The sequence below is a fragment of the Vallitalea pronyensis genome, from assembly GCF_018141445.1.
Classification (GTDB): Bacteria; Bacillota; Clostridia; order Lachnospirales; family Vallitaleaceae; genus Vallitalea; species Vallitalea pronyensis.
Genome location: NZ_CP058649.1, coordinates 4,447,248 through 4,470,935 on the forward strand (window position 1 = coordinate 4,447,248; position 23,688 = coordinate 4,470,935).

16 protein-coding genes and 1 other annotated feature are annotated in these 23,688 nt (G+C 36.9%); of the genes, 2 read left to right on the plus strand and 14 right to left on the minus strand.

The genetic code is table 11. The features are described from left to right. Positions 1 to 30: 30 nt before the first annotated feature. The 5 genes from HZI73_RS18480 to HZI73_RS18500 all read right to left on the minus strand — a co-directional run bounded on the left by HZI73_RS18480 (position 31) and on the right by HZI73_RS18500 (position 6,415). Positions 31 to 1,032, minus strand: a complete 1,002-nt coding sequence (locus HZI73_RS18480; RefSeq protein WP_212694844.1) for a GGGtGRT protein — start codon at positions 1,030 to 1,032, stop codon at positions 31 to 33. 12 nt (positions 1,033 to 1,044) lie between these two features. After that, positions 1,045 to 1,737: an iron-sulfur cluster assembly scaffold protein gene (locus tag HZI73_RS18485; RefSeq protein ID WP_212694845.1), complete on the minus strand. Its 693-nt coding sequence runs from the start codon at positions 1,735 to 1,737 to the stop codon at positions 1,045 to 1,047. A gap of 353 nt (positions 1,738 to 2,090) precedes the next feature. Next, a complete protein-coding gene (locus HZI73_RS18490; RefSeq protein ID WP_212694846.1) occupies positions 2,091 to 3,641 on the minus strand; it encodes an ABC-F family ATP-binding cassette domain-containing protein in 1,551 nt (516 codons plus the stop codon). Between the two features lie 486 nt (positions 3,642 to 4,127). Continuing rightward, positions 4,128 to 5,360 carry a GNAT family N-acetyltransferase gene (locus HZI73_RS18495; protein ID WP_212694847.1) on the minus strand — a complete coding sequence of 411 codons (1,233 nt, stop codon included), beginning with the start codon at positions 5,358 to 5,360 and terminating at the stop codon, positions 4,128 to 4,130. 14 nt (positions 5,361 to 5,374) lie between these two features. Then, positions 5,375 to 6,415: an alpha/beta hydrolase family protein gene (locus HZI73_RS18500; protein WP_212694848.1), complete on the minus strand. Its 1,041-nt coding sequence runs from the start codon at positions 6,413 to 6,415 to the stop codon at positions 5,375 to 5,377. 363 nt (positions 6,416 to 6,778) lie between these two features. Between HZI73_RS18500 and HZI73_RS18505 the strand changes: the two genes are divergently transcribed. Together HZI73_RS18505 and HZI73_RS18510 are read left to right on the plus strand one after the other, a co-directional pair. After that, the gene (locus HZI73_RS18505; RefSeq protein WP_212694849.1) at positions 6,779 to 7,546 is read left to right on the plus strand and encodes a nitroreductase family protein; all 768 of its coding nucleotides are present in this window, start codon (positions 6,779 to 6,781) and stop codon (positions 7,544 to 7,546) included. An 18-nt stretch (positions 7,547 to 7,564) separates the two neighbouring features. Continuing rightward, complete coding sequence (locus tag HZI73_RS18510; protein WP_246552210.1) at positions 7,565 to 8,116, plus strand: nucleotidyltransferase family protein; 552 nt, start codon at positions 7,565 to 7,567, stop codon at positions 8,114 to 8,116. 72 nt (positions 8,117 to 8,188) lie between these two features. On the opposite strand, the gene HZI73_RS18515 is transcribed toward HZI73_RS18510, so the two are convergent. From HZI73_RS18515 to HZI73_RS18555, 9 genes are all read right to left on the minus strand, one after another. Next, positions 8,189 to 10,123 carry an FtsX-like permease family protein gene (locus tag HZI73_RS18515; RefSeq protein ID WP_212694850.1) on the minus strand — a complete coding sequence of 645 codons (1,935 nt, stop codon included), beginning with the start codon at positions 10,121 to 10,123 and terminating at the stop codon, positions 8,189 to 8,191. After that, positions 10,110 to 10,874: an ABC transporter ATP-binding protein gene (locus HZI73_RS18520; RefSeq protein ID WP_212694851.1), complete on the minus strand. Its 765-nt coding sequence runs from the start codon at positions 10,872 to 10,874 to the stop codon at positions 10,110 to 10,112. The genes HZI73_RS18515 and HZI73_RS18520 overlap by 14 nt, the downstream gene beginning before the upstream one ends. 495 nt (positions 10,875 to 11,369) lie before the next feature. After that, on the minus strand, positions 11,370 to 13,031 hold the full coding sequence (gene ilvB / locus HZI73_RS18525) for a biosynthetic-type acetolactate synthase large subunit (RefSeq protein WP_212694852.1): 1,662 nt from the start codon (positions 13,029 to 13,031) through the stop codon (positions 11,370 to 11,372). 103 nt (positions 13,032 to 13,134) lie between these two features. Further along, positions 13,135 to 13,391: a binding site (T-box leader), on the minus strand. Positions 13,392 to 13,520: 129 nt separating this feature from the next. Continuing rightward, the gene (locus tag HZI73_RS18530; RefSeq protein ID WP_212694853.1) at positions 13,521 to 15,785 is read right to left on the minus strand and encodes an AraC family transcriptional regulator; all 2,265 of its coding nucleotides are present in this window, start codon (positions 15,783 to 15,785) and stop codon (positions 13,521 to 13,523) included. Between the two features lie 20 nt (positions 15,786 to 15,805). Beyond that, the gene (locus HZI73_RS18535; protein WP_212694854.1) at positions 15,806 to 17,353 is read right to left on the minus strand and encodes an extracellular solute-binding protein; all 1,548 of its coding nucleotides are present in this window, start codon (positions 17,351 to 17,353) and stop codon (positions 15,806 to 15,808) included. Between the two features lie 286 nt (positions 17,354 to 17,639). Continuing rightward, positions 17,640 to 19,799 (minus strand): hypothetical protein, encoded by a 2,160-nt coding sequence (locus HZI73_RS18540; RefSeq protein WP_212694855.1) that lies wholly within the window; start codon positions 19,797 to 19,799, stop codon positions 17,640 to 17,642. Between the two features lie 68 nt (positions 19,800 to 19,867). Continuing rightward, positions 19,868 to 21,634: a type 2 periplasmic-binding domain-containing protein gene (locus HZI73_RS18545; RefSeq protein WP_212694856.1), complete on the minus strand. Its 1,767-nt coding sequence runs from the start codon at positions 21,632 to 21,634 to the stop codon at positions 19,868 to 19,870. Positions 21,635 to 21,675: 41 nt separating this feature from the next. Continuing rightward, a complete protein-coding gene (locus tag HZI73_RS18550; RefSeq protein ID WP_212694857.1) occupies positions 21,676 to 22,587 on the minus strand; it encodes a carbohydrate ABC transporter permease in 912 nt (303 codons plus the stop codon). Positions 22,588 to 22,605: 18 nt separating this feature from the next. Then, a complete protein-coding gene (locus HZI73_RS18555) occupies positions 22,606 to 23,520 on the minus strand; it encodes an ABC transporter permease (protein WP_212694858.1) in 915 nt (304 codons plus the stop codon). Between the last annotated feature and the right edge of the window lie 168 nt (positions 23,521 to 23,688).

The following is a 23,688-nucleotide window of genomic DNA, read 5'->3' on the forward strand; positions in this document are numbered from 1 at the left end:
GCTTTCTTTTTATAATATTGTATACGTAAATTACTTATTCATTGCTTCTTGAATAGCAACCGCAACAGCAACTGTTGCACCTACCATTGGGTTATTACCCATACCAAGCAGTCCCATCATCTCTACGTGAGCAGGTACAGATGAAGAACCTGCGAATTGTGCATCTGAGTGCATTCTTCCCATGGTATCTGTCATACCATAAGAAGCTGGACCAGCAGCCATGTTATCTGGGTGAAGTGTTCTACCAGTACCACCACCAGAAGCTACTGAGAAGTACTTCTTACCTGCTTCATTACATTCTTTTTTATAGGTTCCAGCAACTGGATGTTGGAAGCGTGTAGGATTGGTTGAGTTACCAGTTATGGATACATCCACAGCTTCTTGATGCATGATTGCTACACCTTCACGTACATCGTCTGCACCATAACATCGAACTTTTCCTCTTTCGCCATCAGAGTAAGTTTTTTCTTTTGTAATTTTTAATTCACTTGTAGCATAATCAAATTGAGTCTGAACATATGTAAAGCCATTAATTCTAGAAATAATATGAGCAGCGTCTTTACCAAGTCCATTAAGGATAACTTGTAACGGCTCTTTTCTAACTCTATTTGCAGAACGTGCAATACCGATAGCACCTTCAGCAGCAGCAAATGACTCATGTCCTGCTAAGAACGCGAAACATTTTGTTTCATCTTTAAGGAGCATAGCACCTAAACCACCATGGCCAATACCCACTTTTCTTTGATCGGCAACAGAACCTGGAATACAAAAAGCTTGTAAGCCTTCACCAATTGCATCAGCTGCATCAGCTGCAACGGTAATACCTCTTTTGATCGCTATTGCTGCACCAAGTGTATAAGCCCAACATGCATTTTCAAAACAGATAGGTTGAATAGACTTAACAAGTTCATGTACATCAATGCCTTTATCATCACAGATTTGTTTTGCTTCTTCTAATGAAGCAATACCAAATTCGCCTAGAGCTTTGTTAATACTTTCAATTCTTCTATCGTATCCTTCAAATAATGCCATATTACTAACCTCCTATTCCTGTCTTGGATCAACTGTTTTCACAGCGTCTGCGAAACGACCATATGTACCTGTAGCTTTTTCCATTGCTTCTGCTGCTTCCATACCAGTTTTAATCATATCCATCATTTTACCGAAGTGAATAAACTTGTACCCGATGATTTCATTATCTTCATCAAGTCCAATCTCCGTAACATAGCCTTCTGCCATTTCAAGGTAACGAGGACCTTTATCAAGAGTACCGTACATGGTTCCTACTTGTGAACGAAGACCTTTACCTAGATCTTCTAAACCAGCACCTACTGGAAGCCCATCTTCTGAGAAAGCAGTTTGTGTTCTACCATAAGCAATTTGTAAGAATAACTCTCGCATGGCTGTGTTAATGGCATCACATACTAAATCTGTATTCAATGCCTCTAAGATTGTTTTTCCTGGTAAGATCTCTGAAGCCATTGCTGCTGAATGTGTCATACCTGAACATCCAATGGTCTCAACTAAAGCTTCTTGAATGATACCATCTTTAACATTTAAAGTAAGTTTACATGTACCTTGTTGAGGAGCACACCAACCTACACCGTGAGTAAGACCAGAAATATCTTTTACTTCTTTGGCTTGAACCCATCTTCCTTCTTGAGGAATTGGTGCTGGCCCATGATTAGGTCCTTTAGCAACACAACACATGTTTTTCACTTCATGAGTGTACATCATATTCTCTTCATCCTTTCTTAAATGAAATTCTGATTTGATAAATATTTATCAAATCCTCTTAGTATATAGAATGTCAAACTTCTATTGATTCACACTTCAATTTTTAATTTAGCCTTTTGTTACTTAAATCCAAGTACAAAAGGTTCAATTAGAAATTGAAGTGTCCTTATGAAAAGGCTCAATAAAAGTAGCTCACTATATTTTTCTAGTGTGACGAACATGGTCACATCTTAGATTTTCCTCACTTATTATAACGAATTTCAAGGAAATTTACAATTATTTTCATTATTTTTTAGCCATTCCACTAGTTTTTAACAGAGCCTAGAGCATTTATTGGGCATATTTTCCTAAGATTATATGACCTTGGTTGTCCAATCTTCCACATTCCAAACGTCATCAACCAAATCCATATAGAATGCTGGCTCATGAGATACGACAAGCAGTGTACCTTTGAACGCCTTGATTGCACTTTTTAGTTCTTCTTTTGCTTCAACATCCAAGTGATTGGTAGGCTCATCCAATACCAATAGATTAATATCTCTCAGCATTAGTTTACATAATCTCACTTTGGCTGCTTCACCACCACTGAGCACCTTCATCTGACTTGTAATATGATCGTTGGTTAAGCCGCATTTTGCTAAAGCTGCTCTTACCTCCAGATTGGTAAGCGCTGGGTATTCATGCCATACTTCTTCAATAGCCGTGTTGCTGTTATTGGGGTCACTCTCTTGCTCAAAATAGCCCACTTCTAAATAATCTCCTTGAATTGCCTTTCCATCAAATGGCTTGATGATACCCATTAGCGTTTTTAGCAGAGTCGATTTACCTAATCCATTAACGCCTTTGAGAGCTATGCGTTTGCCCCGCTCCAGTGTCATGTTTAATGGACTGGTTAATGCTTCGTCATAACCAAGCACAAGGTCCTTGGCTTCAAATACAATCTTACCAGAAGCACGTCCATACCTAAATCCAAATTTTGGCTTTGGTTTCTCCCTAACACGTTCTATCCGTTCCATTTTATCCAATTTCTTTTGTCGACTATTGGCCATACCTCGCGTAGCTACTCTTGCTTTATTTCTGGCAATAAAATCTTCTAATTTCTCAATTTCTTTTTGTTGTTTTTCAAAAGCTTGTTCTGCTTGACGTTTTTTGATATCGTACATACGTTTAAAATCATCGTAATTACCTGTGTATCTGGTAAATTCGCCATTTTCAATATGATAGATCACCGTTGCAACATGATTAATAAACGGTATATCATGGGATATTAGAATAAAACTGTTTTCATACTCCTGTAGATACCTTTTTAGCCACTCAATATGGTTTTCATCTAAGAAGTTCGTTGGCTCATCAAGTAATAAAATTGTTGGACGTTGTAACAGCAATTTTGTTAACAGAACCTTCGTCCGTTGACCACCGCTTAATTCACTTACATCCTTATCAAGACCAATATCCCCAAGACCTAAACCATTAGCAACCTCTTCCACTTTTGCATCAATCATATAGTACCCACTATGATCTAATGTGGTCTGTATATCCGCTGCTTCTTCAAGTTTTACAGCCATCTCTTCATCTGTAAAATTGGCCATTTCTTCATATATCTGCAGCATCTTTTTTTCTAATTCAATGACTTCTTCAAATGCTTCATTTAACACATCTCGAATACTCTTTCCCTTTTGCAGTTCAGCATGTTGGTCTAAATAACCTACTTTCGCTTTTGGTGACCATTTAATGATACCCTCATCGGGCATGAGTTTATTGGTAATGATTTTTAGAAAGGTACTTTTACCTTCACCATTTGGTCCCACAAGTGCCACGTGTTCACCTTTTTTTAAACGGAATGATACATCACTTAAAATGATGCGTCCACCAAAGTCATGGTTTACTTTTTCTACACTTAACATATGTTTCACACCTCATTTTGTCTATATCTGCCTATATCTGTAACAGGAATTTTATACCATTTTTATGCTAAAACTAGAGCTTCATTTGATACTCTTCTTGATAGAGCTGCTTGAATATAAAAAAACTCGCAATATGGATAGAATATCACGAGTTGGGTTGTAAATCAATTAAAAAATATACAACAGGTATATGCTTTAAGTTAATATTATGGATACCGGTTTAAGGGGTATGTTAAATAACCGACAACGGGAGGGAGGTATACCATATAGTGTGTTCATAAACGACTTTTGCGGCTTGTTGCCATTCCTTTAAAACAGCTCCAAGCAACAAACGCAACGAGAGTGCATGAACACACTATATCGTTCACGTAACCTCCCGTTGCCAGTTCTTCCCCTCTTACTAATCAGGGTCATAGTAATCTAATAACAACACCTATTGCAAAAAAACACACATTATCCTACAAACTCCTAATTCCTACTTCCATTCTATGGCGCTAAGTATTCATCTGCATTATACGTTGTCACCTTAGGTAAGATGCTATCAAGCACCTTTATTATCCTCGGTAATTTATAAATATTCTGTTCAACATTCCTCACATCATTAACCCGAATTTTTCCATTGTAATATAATGTCTCCGCTGATTTTAATCCACTAAGTAATGGTACAATATCCTCTATAGTACTTGATACAAAACATTCACATGATTTCCTTATGATACGACCTGATGGTAACAAAGTATAAAACCCACTATTCTCTTTTATGATGGTATCTTCTATAGCCATACATATAGGTATCTCCGGTTTTTGGATAATTAACGCTTCTAAAGCTACTTGAAAATCAACAATCCTCATCATCCTCGTCATACAACTATAAGGTTTCAAACGTTTTTCTGGCCTACCTATGTCTTTTAAGAATAAATCCAATGGGAAATCTTGAGGTATACTATTTAAGACGTATGTTGATATTTCCTCATCAATATTCAACATATAATGCTTCAAAACATAGAGAGCCCCAAGGGTTACATACCGAATAGACTCTATCACTATTTCTTGATTATGAATAGCATATATGATATAACCTATGGGTTTACCATCATCATTGTGGGCAACGGCTAACTTATAATCATCTCGTTTATATTTTATATCTTCATAACAAGGCGGCCATAACATTTCATTATATCGAGAATGCTGCCATAACCATTGATTAATGAACTGATAAGCCTGTTTTAATTCGTTATTATCCATTTGTCCCTTAACAACATTACCTGTTTTCTCCAACGCATTTGTTTGGAAAAAATCCCTATCTAACAAAATCTTATATTTATCCATAGCAAACTCAAATCCAAACTTCCGATAAAAAGAATCTCGTGAAGGATCTACCAGCATGATAGGAATGTGATGTTCTCTACACCTCATAGCATCTTCATACATTTGTTTATGTACTAATCCTTGTCTTCGATAGGTAGGTAAGGTAGCTATTCCATCAATATAATGGGCTTTCAACACTTTATTTCTAATACGCACATCTACATCTAATGTCATATAAGTGGATACAAGCTTGTCCTTATGTAACCATCCATATGTATAATGCCAGAGATCTAATTGAGAAAAAAACTGTTCACATAATGAATCCTCAAATATTTCGTCTTCTTCAAAAGCTACTTCCCACAGCTTTAATAATTCGTGTTTTTTATCTATATTTAATCGTACTAATTCCAATGTCATTCCCCCAATCATGGATTATATCCGTCCTTTATATGTACCTTTTCTAATTGATGCTTTTCCATAAAAGGATACTGATATGACTGTATGTAATGTATCCCCTCATTATTGTTTGCTTGATAAAAGTGAATAATATCCTCTAACATTTCGTCTTTAATCTCATGTTCTACCCCATTATAGACAACAAATTGTGCTGGAATATTCAATGCTTCATAAATCTCCTTCGATTTTTCCCATCTCCCCATCAATGGTATACCTAAGAACCTTTTTATTACGTCTCTTTCTTCTTCATCATAGGAGTCATCATATGGTAGAGGATCATTATCATCCATATACCCCATATATATATATTGTGCCACATCCCTATACTGACTTAGATTAAATTGTATATCTGCGATTTCTTCTATATCATATACACCGATAGGATATATCAGTTTTTCTTCTTCCCAAACATCCCTAGGTAAGATAGGCATATAGCTAATTCCACCAGATGCAACAGCTTTTACATATCTTGGATGCAACGCTGCAAATCTATTTACAAAGCTCCCAGATGCAGAGAAACCATGCATAAACACTTTATCTTCAAGGACAATTCCTTTATCTCTAAGCTTTTCTTGTGCATCTTTAATCATATTAATTAACTGAAGGTCAATTCTAGATAATTTCCCCTCGTTATTTTTTAAAGTGTCTCTATCTAGGTCATGTGTATACATTTTCCAATTACTTTTTGGTCTATCAAATACGGGCACTAACAAGGGTGTTTTTAAAGCTTTTGCCATCTTATTACACCACTTTGATAACAGTAATCTTTTTGCATCAAGTACATGGTCTTTATGATTATCGCTAGCTCTGCCTCCATTATTAGGTTCAACTAACATATATTTTATTTCACTTTGAGCTGCACCTTTAGGTATATATAGATAATATTCATAACTAAAACCTTTTTCTGGATTTGGTTCTATTTTTAGTATTTCTCCTCTACTATTTTTCATGTTATATATCATGATTCCAGTGATGATAATCATTAATGTAACAATATATTTCTTTTTCATTGTACATATCTCCTAACATTTTTTATACGATAGACATCTTCTTATATTCATTTAGTACTGCAATACAAATTTTAAGTTTTCCTTATTCTAACACATCTCTTCTTAGCAAACTTAAAATAATAAAATCGACTATACATTTTGCTATCTCGTAGATTTACCTATTCCTTTTACATAATAATCATACTAATTATCATCATAGATATGTTTTTATGTATAATATATCCATTATAGGAGATTATTTTACCAAAGTCAAAAGTGCTTACGCACAATGTTTTTAATGACATTAAGCACCACCATGGTTGTTTTAATTTGTTTATGAATATGCTATAATTCAAAACATATATTGATTAAGGAGGTTTAATCATGAATACAATCATTAATACCATTAACAACCGAATATCTTTAAGAAAATATCGTGACCAAGATATTGCAGATAAAGACTTAGACACCATCATACATAGTGCCATGCGAGCACCAACAGCAGGAAACATGATGCTGTATACTATATTGGTTATTAAAGATCAACATACAAAGGAACAATTGGTTAAGAGTTGTGATCATCAGCCTTTCATTGCAAAGGCTCCTGTGGTTTTGGTTTTCTTGGCGGATCATCAACGGTGGTATGATTATTATACATACTGTCAAGTAAAAGACTATTGCCGTGATAACGGTATCGACTATGAAGAGCCTTGTGAGGCAGATTTATTATTGGCTGCAAGTGATGCTCTTATTGCTGCTCAAAATGCTGTCATAGCAGCAGAATCTTTAAATATCGGTTCCTGTTACATTGGTGATATCATGGAAAACTATGAATTCCATCGTGATCTTTTCCATTTACCACAATGGACATTCCCTGTTGCCATGTTAACATTAGGGTATTATCCAGAAGATATGCCAAGAACGCCAAGGGAAAGATATGCAAAAGACTATATCGTATTCAATGAAACCTATAAAAGATTATCCGATGAAGCATTACGTGACATGTTTGCAAAAAACGATAATAAAATAAGTCCAACTAACCACTATCATGCCAATAATTTTGGACAATTCATGTATGGAAGAAAAACAGGTGCTGAATTTTCTAAAGAAATGAGGCGTTCTGTCAAAGAAGCTTTAAAAAATTGGAAATGAGATAAGAGGTGAAAAATAATGTTTAATACCTTATCTTATATTGGCGAGAAACTTAATCATGAAGGTGTGGTGTGGGGAGTTGGGGCATCGGTATTACTTCATTATCATGGGTTAGTAGAACAACCTAAAGATATTGATATTTTGGTTGCTACAAACGATATAAAGAAAGTAGATAATCTCTTTAAAAACATTGGTATAAAGAGCAAACCCTATAAAACAACCACCTATGCTACAGAGTTTTTTTATGAATATATTATAAAAGGGTTTGATGTTGATGTAATGGCAGGGCTTAGAATTAAATGCCAAGATGGTGTATTTTCCTACGGTTTCGATGCGTCTTCCATTACGGACAATATAGAAATTAATGGTATCACTATTCCCTTAACCTCTCTAGAAGATTGGTATGTTATTTACCAACTCATTCCTAATAGACAATCAAAGGTCATGATGATCGAGAATCATTTGTTAGTGCATGGTATTCAAAACCCCACATTGCTAGAAAGATTATTACGTGGCTATTTACCAAAAGAGGTTAGGGAAAAAATCCAATGGCTTATGACATGTAATTAAATCATCATAATAAGACTATCTATCATCGCTTTCTAATATCTAGAAAAGCCACCTGATGAGATAGTCTTTATTTTATTTCAATATAATCTTTTTATAATAGTTTACAGTCAATACATAATACATAAAGTAAATGACACTATAGCCAACCATGGTTATCATAACAGGCATAAGAATCTGAGCATCAAGAAGTGTACTAAAAGCATTAAGTGCAAAGGATGAGTGGACCAGTCCTACGATGAGTGGTACGATGAACATCAGCAGCATTTGTTTCTTGATGGACCAGGTAATATCCTGCTTACTGACGCCAATTTTTTTCAAAATAGTGAACCGTTCTTTTTCTTCATTGGCTTCTGTAATTAATTTGAAGTAGATGATACTTCCTGTAGATAAGAGGAAGACGATGCTTGTAAAAAATGCCGTAAAAGCTAATAAAGCATAGGTTTGATTGACAAAACTGTAATCTTCATAATATACTTTTAGCTGAGCATCTTCAGGTATAAGATGTCTTATATCTTGTGCCAGCTGCTGACTGGTTAACTGGTTCGTCGTCTTAATACATGTATAGCTGGCAGCATCTGCTCCTAACCGAACATATTCCTGAAATACCGCATCGTTTACAACGATATACTTGGAGCTATAGCGACTATAAATAAGCGCTTTTTCTTTTGTATCCATAATCTTCACTTTTCTTTTATGGTTAAAGTTAAGATTAAGTTCAAAAACGCCGCCTTTGGTATAATCATAATCATCCAAACCAAAACTTGTATAGACCAATAAACATTCATCTTCTGCCAAAGATATTTGATCGTTTACCATGTTTCGAATAGTCATGGATTCATTGTATTGGCTATTGGATAGCACATGATAGAAAAGCTTGTCCGATAACCTCAGTCCTAAGTTACCAAACTTAGGGTCATCTTTCCCTATATATGCTGCAACTATTTCTGCCCTTGACATCTTCATACTGCCAATTAACACCGCTTCTTTGCTATTCTTCACAAGTTCCATGACTTCTTTATCCAAGGCATCACCTTTATACCCATACACATAGGTAAAAGGATAATTTGCCTCTGTGGTTTGATTAAAATCATAATAAACGCTATATGCCATACCAAGTGCCGTAATGGTTGTTGCACTGAGTATGGCGATAGTAGCTAATGTAACGGAATGGTTTCTAATACGATAACCGGTATTGGAGATTGCCAGTAAATTGTTGCCTTTATAATACATTTTCTTTCTCCGTTTGAGTACTTTTGTAAAGAATTCTAAGAAAAAAATAAATAACCCATAGGTGCCTAAAATAACCGTCATTAAAACAACCAGCATATTAATCAGAAGAAGACCATTAAACATGTTTTGGGATAACCAGTAACCAAAAGCCACTAGAATAAATGAGATAATGGCAATTAGGGGACGTGTCCTAAAAGGCTTCTCGTTTCGCTTTGAAGCTGAAAACAATTCAATAAGCTGTATTTTTTTAATGACTCTATAACTGTTAATGGATGCAACAACAAATATAATCATAAAAAATAACACGGTATCTTTTGCTGCTTCCATTGAGAAAGTAAATTCAACATAGATCATGTGATTTAACATGCGCAATAAAGCCATAATAAATAATTTGGAAAACATGGTTCCCAGGGCAATGCCAAGTATCAGAGAAATGACAGCAATGATAATATTTTCAATAAAGAGCATGTTGACGACACGTTTCTTTTTCATACCCATAAGGGAATAGAGCGCAATCTCCTTCTTACGCTTTCTCACAAAAAATGAATTGGAATACCCGATAAATATCAATGCAAACAGTAACACAATACCACCTGTAAAACCAAATAACGCAGAAATATTGGTATTGCTTTCGACAACACCTGTTACTTGGGGATTGTATTTAATGGATGCAAAAAGATAATAGACAACCACACTGAATATGGTAGACATTAAGTAAATATAATAGTTTTTAAAATTCCTTCTCATGTTGTTGAAAAAGATATTATAATACGTCATTTAAGTCTCCCCCCAACATGGCCAATACATCAATAATCCGGTTATAAAATGCTTTACGCTCCCCACTACTCATCAATTCCGAATAGATACTACCGTCTTTGATAAATAAAATTCGGTCACAATAGCTGGCGGCAAATGGGTCATGGGTTACCATGAGGATGGTACTGCTTAGTTCTTTGTTCAACTTTTTCATGCATACCAGTAGTTCCTTGGATGATTTAGAATCCAGTGCACCCGTTGGTTCATCTGCTAAAACCATTCTTGGGTTGTTAATAATGGCTCGTGCAGCTGCAGTTCTCTGCTTCTGCCCACCTGATATCTCATATGGAAACTTATGGGTAATATCATCAATGCCTAAAATGCGTACAACATCATTTACTTTTTCCTTAATCTGCTTAACATGTATTCTTGAAATGGCTAAGGGCAGCACAATGTTTTCTTCTACAGTTAACGTATCTAATAGATTAAAATCTTGAAAGATAAACCCTAATTCTTTTCGACGAAAATCAGACAGAGCATTCTCTTTTAGCGTACCGATATCTTTATCTTCATAGATAATGGTACCTGCTGTTGTCTTATCAATGGTGGAAATCACATTCAATAATGTACTTTTACCCGATCCTGAAGGTCCCATAATACCTACAAATTCACCTTTATTGATGTCAAAATTCACGTTGGAAAGGGCCACTGTTTTATTGGATTTTGACCCATATATCTTTGTCACATTCTTTACTTGGATAATCGGTTTCATGTTCTTCCTCCTAGACTCTCCACCCTAACGAACAAATAATACATCCTTTGGCTATGTATAGCGATAAACATATTATAATAGATACTTTATCTTTTAGCCATCTATTTGCCTTACAAAAATTTGCTTAACCTTACACGCATGTAAGCTATTGATGCATACCATTGGGGTGCGTCGTCCACCATTTTAGCAATGTAGAACTACATGCTAATAGAATACCTCATTATATTACAGATTATAAAAAAATGGGGCTGCCTCATCAAAGGAATTTGTTGGCTAGAAGTTTCTGGAAACTATAAGAGGTTAAGCTTTTCAGACCCCTAAACGTCCATGTTTAGAGGGTCTGCGCTTCGCCGTCCATGGCTGCGCTTTTCGCTTAACCTCTTATAGTTTCCTATGATATTGACGTTATTTTACTTTGATGAAACAGCCCCGTTTGGTATTATACTTTAGTGATTAAATGGTAATCAATGCTCTTTCTAATACATGATACGATAGTTATCCTTCCGTAATAAGAGCATCAATGGATTCTCCTGGTGCAACCATAGGAAATACTTTCTCATCTTCATGAATCTTACAATGAACGAGCACTGGTCCTTCTTGTGCTAAAGCTTTTTGCAGTATGTCCTCTACTTGATCAATATGGCTAATCTCGTAACCTTTCATACCAAAATCCTCAGCTAACCCAATAAAGTTGGTTTGATGGTTAAGGTTCGTAGAAGCATATCGCTTATCAAAAAACAGGGTCTGCCATTGGCGTACCATACCAAGTACATTATTATCAATAAGCAGTATCATAACAGGCAGTTTATAATTGACAAGGGTAGCACATTCAATAAGATTCATCTTAAAACAGCCATCACCAGCTATATTAATAACCCGTTTGGTTGGATTACCTATCTGAGCACCTATAGCTGCTCCTAGTCCATAACCCATGGTTCCTAATCCGCCTGATGTTAGGAACTCCTTTGGTTGGTTGAAGGTAAAATGTTGTGCTGTCCACATCTGATGCTGCCCTACTTCTGTGGATATAATGGTCTCATCGTCTGTGAGTTCATCCAACTTGCCTATGATGGTGGAAGCTGTTAATGTATGCTTATCATAAGTCATCGGGTACTTCTCTTTATAAGCTACCACGTCATTGATCCAACTGCTTCGATCTATTTTCTTCACTTTTTTATTCAAGGCATTTAATGTTTCTTTTATATCCCCTACAATATAATGATCCGTGACAACATTCTTATTCACTTCTGCTGGGTCCACATCGATATGCAATATCTTCGCATGCTTTGCAAATTTCTCTACATTGCTCACAACACGATCACTGAATCTTGCGCCTATGGCAAGGATAAGATCACTTTTTGTAATGCTGACATTGGATGTCTTGGTACCATGCATGCCAATCATACCGGTAAACTGTTTATGTGTTCCTGGAAAACCACCAAGACCCATAAGACTCGATGCAACAGGTGCTCCTATCTTCTCTGCTAATTCAAGTAATGCATCCGATGCTTCTGAACGTACCACACCGCCGCCTATATAAATAAAAGGTTTTTCACATGCCTCTATTAAGTCAACGGCACCCTGAAGCCGTTCTTCTGTTATCCCCTCTCTAGACCTTATGATTTCTTTTGGTTCCTTCGGGATATACTCAGCCTCATTCATGGATACATCCTTGGGAATATCAATAAGAACAGGTCCTGGCCGCCCCTCTTTTGCGATATAAAAAGCTTCTCTTATGGTATCTGCTAATCGATTTACATCCTTGACAATATAATTATGCTTTGTAATGGGTGCTGTTATACCTGTGATATCCACCTCTTGAAAACTATCTTTACCCAGTAAATGAACAGGTACATTACCTGTTATGACCACCATTGGTACAGAATCCATGTAGGCAGTGGCTATGCCTGTAACCAAATTGGTGGCACCAGGTCCTGATGTGGCTATACATACACCAACCTTACCTGTTGATCTGGCATAGCCATCTGCGGCATGGGAAGCCCCTTGCTCGTGAGCAGTTAGAATATGGTTAATAGCCTTATCACCATAGAGCACATCATATATATGAATAACATTAGCTCCTGGATAACCAAATATCGTATCTACCTTGTGTTCTTTTAAACATTCAACAACAATCTTAGCACCTGTTAATAACATACTGATCATCTCCTTTTTTATATACAACAACATCTACAATTAGTATTCCCTTTAACATGCCATTACCAACTAACAAAGGGTACAAAAAAACCTCCATCCTAATATAAAGGACGAAGGTTATAGTCTCCGCGGTACCACCTTGATTGCAATCACTGCCACTTAGCCTAATACAAGATACATGGTGATGCTTATCTGATATTAGCTCCCTTATAACGGTGGGACTCCGTTGAGGCCTACTCTCCTAAGATTTCGGTTCACAGCTCCAAGGCTACCTTCCATCATTTCTTCATGGAGAATTTCCACCAACATCTCCTCTCTTTTTTTCGAAAATAATGTACTCTTCCTTTTCGTTGCTTTTATACGTTATCGCTTTTTTGTGATAAAATATTTTTATCATTATATCAACCTGTGGATGGTTTGTCAATACCCCTTTGAATATTTTTTTACACCTATCCTAAATACTTCTGTATTGATTGGATGTAAACATGGTTATGACTTACTTAGGCGCCCATGATTTCTTCGATATTCGCTTGGGGTAATGCCATTCACTTTCTTATAAACCTTATAAAAATAGCCATCATTGGTAAACCCTGTCTGCTCGGATATCTGGGCGATGGACATATGCGTTGATGTTAACAGTTCCTCTGCTTTTTTAATTCTGGTTTCCATGATTACATTAGAGATGGTTTTTGATGTGATGTTTTTATACTGGCGTCCTAAGTAATTCGGCGTCAGATCAATAGCATCAGCAATATATGCCAGGGATAGGTTTTTATTCTTATACTCCTGACTGATGATAGCCATGACTTTATTTACCAGCTCATGATTCCTGCTGCATTTATGCCTTTCAATCATTTCGGATAAACTTTCAAAGGCTTTTATAAAATAATGGTTAATATCGTCAATCCCTTCATAATCGTTCAGTGAGATACCGATATTGATGTTCATGGGCAAGTTTGGGAATTTATTTTTCTGTATGGTATCAAAAGCCATTTTAATATTAAAAACAAAATGTGTAAATGCCATATTCACTGTAGCATAGGGGAATTTTGATATCATATCCATGATCTCAAAATACTTCTGTTTCACGTTCTCGATATTGCCTAACATAAGAGCATCTATAAGCTGTTTCTCTTTTTGAATGGGGTATTTATATTCTTTTGCTTTAAGTTTTTCAATGGTAGTCGAATAGATGATACAACTTGGGCCATAAAAAAGCCTGTGAAAAGAAGCTTCAACCACTTGGTTATATAAAAATGTCACATGTTGCAGCGATTCTCCTATGGTACTCACGGTTATAGAAACACTTAATGCTAGATTCTTCAATATAGCAGCTTGTATATGTTTTAGAAGACTCTCAAAGGATGTTATCATGGGGTCGAAATCCTGAGCCTTTATACTTAGAAGTAAACATATGCTGTCCTCCCCCATATCAATAGGCTCTGTATAACATTCTTTTGAACATACCTCAGAAGCGATATTCATGATGGCAAACTTCATTAGGTTTCTATCCTTCATGTTATAAGCATTGCAGAAATGGCGGTATTGATCTATTTTAAACAGTACAACCATCATATGGGATTCCAAATCGAACTGTATATTGTACTTATCAAAGATATGTTGTATGACTTTCCCATCAAAATTGTTATAATCTAAAATAATCTTCCTTAAGGTTTCATTTTTTATGGTATAATAACCACTTCTTACTTCTGATTCAAGAGATTCAATATTGGCTGACATCTTTTTTACAGGCTTATAAAGTCTTTTTGATAAAAAGATGGCTAACATCATGCCTATAGCAAGAATGAATAAGCTAAGACTAACGACTTTATTCCTTCTGTTATTGAGTGCTTTAACAATATCTTGATAGGGTGTAATGCTGATATATTGCCAACCTAAGCTATCAGGTGATGAATAAACGATATAGGATTTTACACCATCGACTTGATCAATCAGATAGCCATTGGCAGCTTCTGAATTGCGTATGCTGCTATAAAACTTTTCTTTTGAAACATCTGTAAACATAGGCCTCGTTTCAGTACTCACCATTAATTGACCATGATGATCAATAATCCATATGGAACCCTTCATGTTGTCCCGATAGGTTTCTTTAATCAGATTGGAAATGGTTGCTTCTGACACATTGGTAATAATGGCACTGTTATTCCATTCATTACCTAGGGGGTCACATAAAATAAAACTGTACCCATCATAACCTTGTTGATAGGTATTCATGGAAAAAGTGGGTATATTTCTTGGAATGGGTACAAAAGGCTTTTCATAGTCATCCAAGAGTTTATGGATAGCTTCGTCATAAAAATTATCTTTGCTTTCCAACAAATTGACTTCCTCTTTGGCTGCAACATAAAAAGACTTGGTACTATCATTGTACACATAGATGGAATGAATAATATCCGATATGTAGCGATAGTTTTCCAATTGATTGGACCCATCAATAATATCTGCCGTAGAGGGCTTAAAATTGAAAAAGAATTTCTGGATGTATTGATCATAATAGATTTGCATGGATATATTTTTCACCGCGTCAATCTTTTGCTCCACGTTTTTACTAAGTTGGTGCAAAGAGGTATGCATATATGTATAGATCTGTTCAGATGTTAAACGTTTGAAATCCCTATAAAGAATGGATGACAGTATGACGATTGTTACGATTATTGTCAGTGTTATATACATCACAAGTTTAAAATAGTAAGCCTTACTTTTACCTACACGTATGTTTTTTATTTTTCCCATATGTCTTTCCCCCAGTAGTACTACTCATATGCCATTTCTTGCCAATAGGTATTCACCTGCATTTGGACCTCCTGAATGAGTTTTTGCAGACCAGCTTCATTGGCTTTTTCAATGGCAACAGCAAGTGCTTCATTGACGTCATCTACTTGGCCTACCATCAAAGGCAGCACATACTTCATGTATACCTGGGAAAGCCCGGATATTTCTGCTGAAACTGGGTTAGAATTAAAAGCAAATGCGTCATATTTGTCTGGAACAGCTATGTTTGATAATGCTTCTGTGTGAGGTTTAAATCCAGACCATTCATTTTTTGTAGGAAGTTCCATTTTGTCTATATGCCATCCCCACGGCTGCATGGACTGGTAACCAAACCAGTCATCACCTGTTGTTTCTACCATGGATAGAAACCCCTCCTTATCCATGGTATAATGCTTATCCTTAATGCCATAATTGGTCAATTGGTAATAATCTGGATCATATCGCAACTTATCAATGAAAGCAAGTGCTCTTTCTGGATGTTTACAAGTTCTTGATAGGGCAACACCATTTCTAATGGATGGAGCTGGATGAACCACGCCTCTTATGATTGCATCTGGCAAAAACTCTATTTCCCAATCGGGATGCGAACTTGCAAAACTCTTATAATAAGCAGCTACTTTATTCAGATTAGCATCCATAGCCAGCGTCTCGCCATTACTAAAAAAAGTGCCTCCCGAGACCTGATTAAGCAATATATTCTCTGACCAATAGCCTTTATCATACCACCTTTTCATGGTCTGACAGTATGTTTCAAATTCAGGAGTTTCCAGAAAAGATATGATTTTTTTACTATGGTAGGTTTCCGTTGCAATAAAATGCTTGGCAGCCCCATCTAGGATAAAACCTAATTCCCCAGCTGCCATCTGAACCCTATTGGCAAGCTCAAGTGAGGTCACATTAAATGGAATCATGTCTGGATTGGCTTTCTTGGCTGCATCAAAATAGGCTTCCATTTCTTCAACGGTTTCAATGGGCTTGTGGATGCCGAATGCTTCTCTTAGATCTGCTCTATAAGCAATGCCATTGGTATCGTATTCGACCCAGTCACATGGTACAGTATATATCTTTCCATTTATTTGTGCTGCTCGCCATTGTTCCTGTGTCATCTCATCCCAACTGATTGGTGCGTATTTTGGAATCATTTCATCGAGAGGCATAAAAGCACCTCTTCTTGCATAGCCTTGATAATCTGCCCATTTTGCTGTATAAATTAAATCAATGTTTTCACCAGAGGAAAGAGCCAGGTTATACTTCTGATCCCATTTATCCCAACCTAGGAAGACCCACTTAACCGTACAGTTAAGGTCTCTTCGTGTACGTTTGTTCAGTTCCTCTGCTACCGAAAGAATATCACTTGGTTCTGGTCCCAATAAATAAAAAGTGAGTTCAACTTCTTCTGACATATCAAGTCCCTGGATATTCGTTTCATGATTTACATTAACGTGTGTATTGTCTTGATGATTTGTACAACTTGTAACGCATAACACACACAAGAGTATCACCAGTGACTTTATGCTTTTTTTATTCATGTTCACATCTCCTCATACGCCTAGAACAGCGAGATAAGTCAAGCATTCATGCTAGTAAAATTATTTTAACATATATATAACTTTATATGAAGCCATAATTAAGATATCATGAAAACCAAGAAGAAGATAGACACGTTTAGCATTAAGCGAAGCCACCTACGGCATAGCGCATACTCTTTGAACAGAAGCTTAAGAGTATCATTAGCTAAAACTTGTCTATCTTCTAATACTTCCAATCTTTTAAAACATAGAGCTACGGTTTTACCTCTTACAATTGTGGAATAATCTACTCTTTATTCACGACAAATGTTGAAGACTTGTTAAAACTTGTTCTTATCCAAAGAAGTAATCCGTCATCTGTCAAGGCATATGCATAATCTTTCCCTGGATGAAGCAGCTCATCATCTTGATACATCTTAAAAGCTTCTGAATCCCATCCCTTGATGCGAAATACGGGATTTTGTACGGTGGTATCTTCAGTAGTTGGGTCAATGATAAAATGACAGGTATCTGTTTTGGAGGTTTGTTTAAACACAAGTTCTTTTTTATAGTAATCGATGCTTTCAAATTGTAAGGCTTCTGTCAATGTCTTTACTACACCAGGGTAAAGCCATGATTTCACTTGATTTCTGGTCTGTTCTAAGTCCATGGGATCATTAACCCCAATAAGGGATGCCCATTCTCTATGCTTACGCCCTTCACTATTTGTTTTATAATGATCAAGCCATAAGTCACTACCATCTTCCCATACTTCTATGCCACACAAGCTGGTATGAGCCACTTGAGCCTGCCAAGTACCCATTGTTTTGAAATCTTCTTGAAAAGGTTCTTTGCCAACGGGCCAGTGTACCATTTGATAACCTGTATGATGCCAAGATATATCCATGGATACTTCATAGCCCCCATACGTGTCAGGAATGTCTTGTGTATGGGACCACGCACAATAGGCATCAGGAGCATCTTTAAAATGTGCCACTTGTATCACTTGAGGCCAATTGTTAATGCTCTTATCAAAGGCCTCTCCTGGGAAGAAATTGACGGTATCACCCTGTAAATTCATAGCCGTTAGACCAGGTTCCGCTATATGGTCAATGGGATTAGACTGGGTACCGGCAATGACAATAAGTTCACCAAGCTCATGCCACTTACGAAATTCTGTATCTAATTTGGGTGTGTATACGATATGCCGTACGCCTGTCCCGTCTGGGTAAAACGTATAATATTCATCTACCTGTGGCATGTCTGTACCTTGTCCATGGTCAGGTGTTTTATAATCTGGGTTTACCAATATGTAACGCCAATGAATGACCTTCCGCACATCATTATCTTCCAGTACTTCAACACTTGAATATGCACCCAATCGGTCGGACATGGGTTCATAACATCCCCGTTCAGCCCAAGTTTCTACAAACTCATAGGTGTACAGCAATTGGTTGTTCATATGCCAAGCAGGTACATAGGATGCTTCAGACCAGAATACAAATTTAACATCCTTATCTTTGAATTTAAAATGGTCACCAAAAGTCAGTACCAAACCTTCACCGCTCTGACCCGACCAGTTATAATCTCTTTTTGTGACTTTAAAACCTGTTTCGGTATCCTGACGATCCACTGGTGGTTTCTGAACGGCCCTCACATACTGAAACCCTGCATGTGCTGACTCTTCTGCCCCATTGATAACATATGGAACAACATAGTAATGCGTCCCTTCATCTGCCCAATCCTTTGAAGGGCTTAGTTCCATCCATCCATGTTTCCACTCCCCATTAACCATCAATTTCACAGCATAGTAGAAATGAAAAAAGCCAGAACCCTCATCACGAAATATCCTTATTTTTTTATCGGTACTGTCATAAGGCACGGAATATTGGTTTTGAAGGGTAACCCGATACCTAGAATAGTCCTCCAATTTTCCCGTGTTATCCAACACATTATAACGTCCTTCTTGACAATCACTGACTTGTACAGCTATTGTGCCGTTACTATAAGCTGTTACATTCATGGATGTAAAATTAGTTGGATCAGGTTGACCATCTTTTTCTTGGACAAGTGCTAATCCAACGTTATCATCTTCTGTAAAGGCTACCTCTGCATAGAAGTGTCCAGATACTGTGTTCGGTTCATGTACACCATATATACTATTGGCAGCATCCGTACGCATATCCAATAATCCATTGGATAGGTTGAATGCTCCTTCTTCTGCTCCTTTAAGAAGAAGTCCTTTAAAGGTATTCGGCTTTGTTGTGAAATCATTGAACATGATTTCTTCTCCTTCTTCTATAGGAAAATCCCTTTGCATCACATATTCATCCCCTTCCATCTTACTGTCTGTCTTCTCAAAGCCGTATCTGTTGAAGAACACATAGGCAAATGTCAGTATCAGTATGCCACCGATTATTAATTTTCTCAGCATGCTTATTCGTTGTGGATTTAATTGACTCCTCACACAACACACCCTTTCAAATACCAATCGTCTTGTATCACTTGAACGATATGGTCAATATATGATTATATTTATGGTTTAACCTCTTCAAATAAGTCCGCATAAGGATAATCTTCCGGTACATCCCCATTGTTGTTAGCATCCATAAATGTTTTACTTTGTTGATACCTATAGGCATTTAATTCTTTAGCTCCCATTTCTTCTAATTCTTTAATCAACTGTTTATAGGTATCTTCAAATTGATCTGGTGGCAGAATTAAAGCACGGAATATGATTGGCGGTGCAATGGACCAAATCTGATTATTAATAGCATTCATATCATCTGAGAAGTTTTCAGGACCGAAATCCCCCATATAACTGATGTTGTTATTGGCAGATATCCATTCATGATTTTCTTTCGCCCAAATGGATGCATCATTATTGGATATGGAAGGAATTTTTAATACATCATTTGTATAATTCGTCCCTTGAGGTCCAAAAGTATATAAGGGTATCACACCATGCCGTATTCGAGCAGCAGTGGTATCACCATGGGTGACGTAATCCAATTCTTGGAATGCATCTTTATACCAATACTTGCCTTCATACGCACCAGATGTTTTTAATTCAAGCATGTCTGGTGAAGCTCCTAATTCTAAGCAACGTGCTCCTTCTTCTGTTTGGAACCACTCACATAGATTGGCTAGTCGTTGACATAACTCGGGGGATGCCTTAGACGTTACATACATAGCAGAAGTTGGGTCTGGACTGGATAAGCCATTTAATGGGAATGGACGACTAATACCTGGAACTTTGGGTATTGGTATAACGGTATAGGTATAATCCTTGCCAGCTTCTTTCATTTCTTCAATGATGCGATAATCATTATAACCTGGGATAACCGCTCCAGCACCGTTTCTAATCTTTTCTTGATACATTTCATCCTTTTGCGTTACCCATTCCGGGTCAATTAACCCTTCATTGTAGAGTTGGTTAAGGTATTTCATGGATTCATATCCTTGCGTTGTATATCCCCAGAATTGATAATAGCCGTCTTTTGCTAAACCTGCCCAATTCAACCCCCATACCATAAAAAATGCGGATTGAGACTGCCAATCTGTTGGCGGCATGAGTAACGGGTAGACAGGTTGACCATTCTCCTGCTTTAAGCCCAAATCTTTTACCTTGCGAAGCATGTCTGTAAACTCGTCAATTGTCGTTGGCCGTTGACCACCAACGGCTTGTAGAATATCATCACGCATCCACCAACCCCACATGTAGTTTTCATCGGGATTAGGTTCTCCAGGATTATAATTCATGCCAATAGGAAAACCAATAATGTGTTCTTCTTGATCACGGGTTTTTAAAGCCGATAGAGAACGTGAATGATGCTCCTGTATATTGGTCAAGTTAGGGTAGTTACTGGCATCCTTAAAATAAGGGGTTAAGTTAGCCCATTTAACACCTGCACCCGTATTGAGTACGCCTGCTCGAGCTGTCCCTGTGAACACTTCAGGATAACTGCCTCCTGCTGCCCATAAGGTTAACTGATCCCATATGTTTGTTTCAGCAACATGTTCAAATGTGATGTCAAGTCCAAACTTGTTTTCAATCCAACGGGACATATCACCGTTGCTATCGGAGAGTCCGTTATTTGAATCCAACCCGAAATTTACCCAAGTAAATTTAATGGGTTTCATACCATCTTCTGACCCGCTTTCTTGATTTGTTTCACCCTTAGGGTTTTTATCGCCATCACTATTGGTTTGACGACTATCTTTTGTACAAGCTGTGACTAAGGATAAGATGAGTATCATCGTAATAAAAAGCTTACATACTGATTTTTTTGTTTTTGTCATGGATATACCTCCTCTAATTGACTAATTAATAGAAAATCGTTTTATTCTTTAATGGAGCCAAGCATAATGCCATGTATAAAGTATTTTTGTAAGAATGGGTAAACACACATAATAGGGACAACCGTTACAACCAACGTCGCTGCACGCAAAGATGATTCTGTAAGGGTAGATTGGCCCCCTTTTAGAGCATTTACTGCATTAGCTGCATCCGCAGCACTCCTAATCTGAATGGATAAACCTCTTTGTAATACCATTTGTAAATAGGTAGCGATGGACCATAACTTATTTGAACTGATGAGAAAAGTTCCCGTATACCAGTCCCCCCAAGCCCATACAGCATTAAACAATCCGATTGTTGCAAAGGTAGCTTTTGTAAGTGGTGCAATGATTTGAAAGAAAATGCGATAATCACTTGCACCGTCTAAACGAGCGGACTCAATTAAACTTTCAGGTATTGCTCGAATGGCCGTTACCAGTATCATAAGCTCCCAACCACTAAACAACGTTGGTAAAATATACACCAGATAATGATTGATGAGACCATAAGCGGATAGGGTAAGGTAAAAAGGAATAAGCCCCGCATTCACAAACATGGAAATCAAAATCATCCCTACGATAACTTTGCGAAAAGGCAGCTTCTTTCGCGAAACAGCCCAACCTGCCATACCAATAACAAGTAAATGTAAGGGTGTTCCAATAAGAAGACGGCTTACGGAAATACCAAAGCTGCTAATGACCCTTTTGTCTGCAAAAACAGCCTTAAAGTTATCCAGTGTAAAGGATCGAGGAAAATATAAAATGCCGCCCAGTGCCGTATCTGTCCCTTCATTAAAAGACATAACGATAACATACCAAAATGGTATAATCATAAGAATACCCATTAGTGCTAATAATGTATAATTAAAAACGGAAAAGATATAACATTTATAGGACCATTGACCATAAGCTTTCATGATGCATCACCTCCTTTATTACCATAATGTAGAACCTCCTAGTCGCCTTGATATTTTATTAGATATCACTAATAAAACCATTGAAACAATGGAACCACAGAGCCCAATAGCAATAGCTTTGCTAAAATTTCCGTATGAAAGACCCGTACGTAACACATATGTATCCAGAATTTCTGAAACAGGTTGATTGATAGGATTACCTAATAAATAAAGCTGATCAAAATCTGCATTTAGCAGTTTAGGAATCGTCAAGATTAACATCATGGATACAATGGGCATAATGCCTGGTAACGTCACATGCCAAATCCTACCTAATCGTCCACATCCGTCTACCTTTGCAGCATCATATAATCCCGGCGAAATTTGTGTAATGGCTGCTAAGTATATAATCGATGAAAAACCTATTTCTTTCCATATAGCACTGATGATCACAATGGGTAAGAAATATTTTATTTCCCCCATAAAATGAATGGTTTCACCACCAAATGCTCTAATAATTTCATTGAAAAGTCCAACATCAGAATTAAGCAAACGATCAAGCAAATTGGCGATAAATACCCATGCAATAAAATGAGGGAGATAGCTTACGGTTTGAATAATCCTTTTAAATCGAACATGTAACACCTCGTTTAGAAGCAAAGCTAGAATAATGGGCGCTGGAAAACCAAATAAAATCTTTAGTCCAGCTATCACCACGGTGTTCTTAACTGTCGTCAAGAAATACTTATCTGTTAAAAAACTAAAATTTTTAAGTCCAACCCATTCTGTCCCATAAGGCAAGTGCGAGTGGTCCGCATTACGAAAAGCCAGCGTGATACCTCCCATTGGTACGAAGTTAAAAAGTATGATAATAACCATGGCCGGTAATACCATAATCAATAATGCACGATGTTCCCATGCATTAGTCCAAATGGATTTTTTCTTGGGTTTCATTGTAGATTCTATACTCTCTGAAGATAGCGACATACTTAACACCCTCCATATTTTTATTTTCAAGAAAGTTTAGATTCAATATTGTCTAACGATAACAACGTCTAGCACCTCCATTTTTATGATTTTCTAGAAAGTGAACCTTGCACTTTCTAGAAAAAAGCTAACACA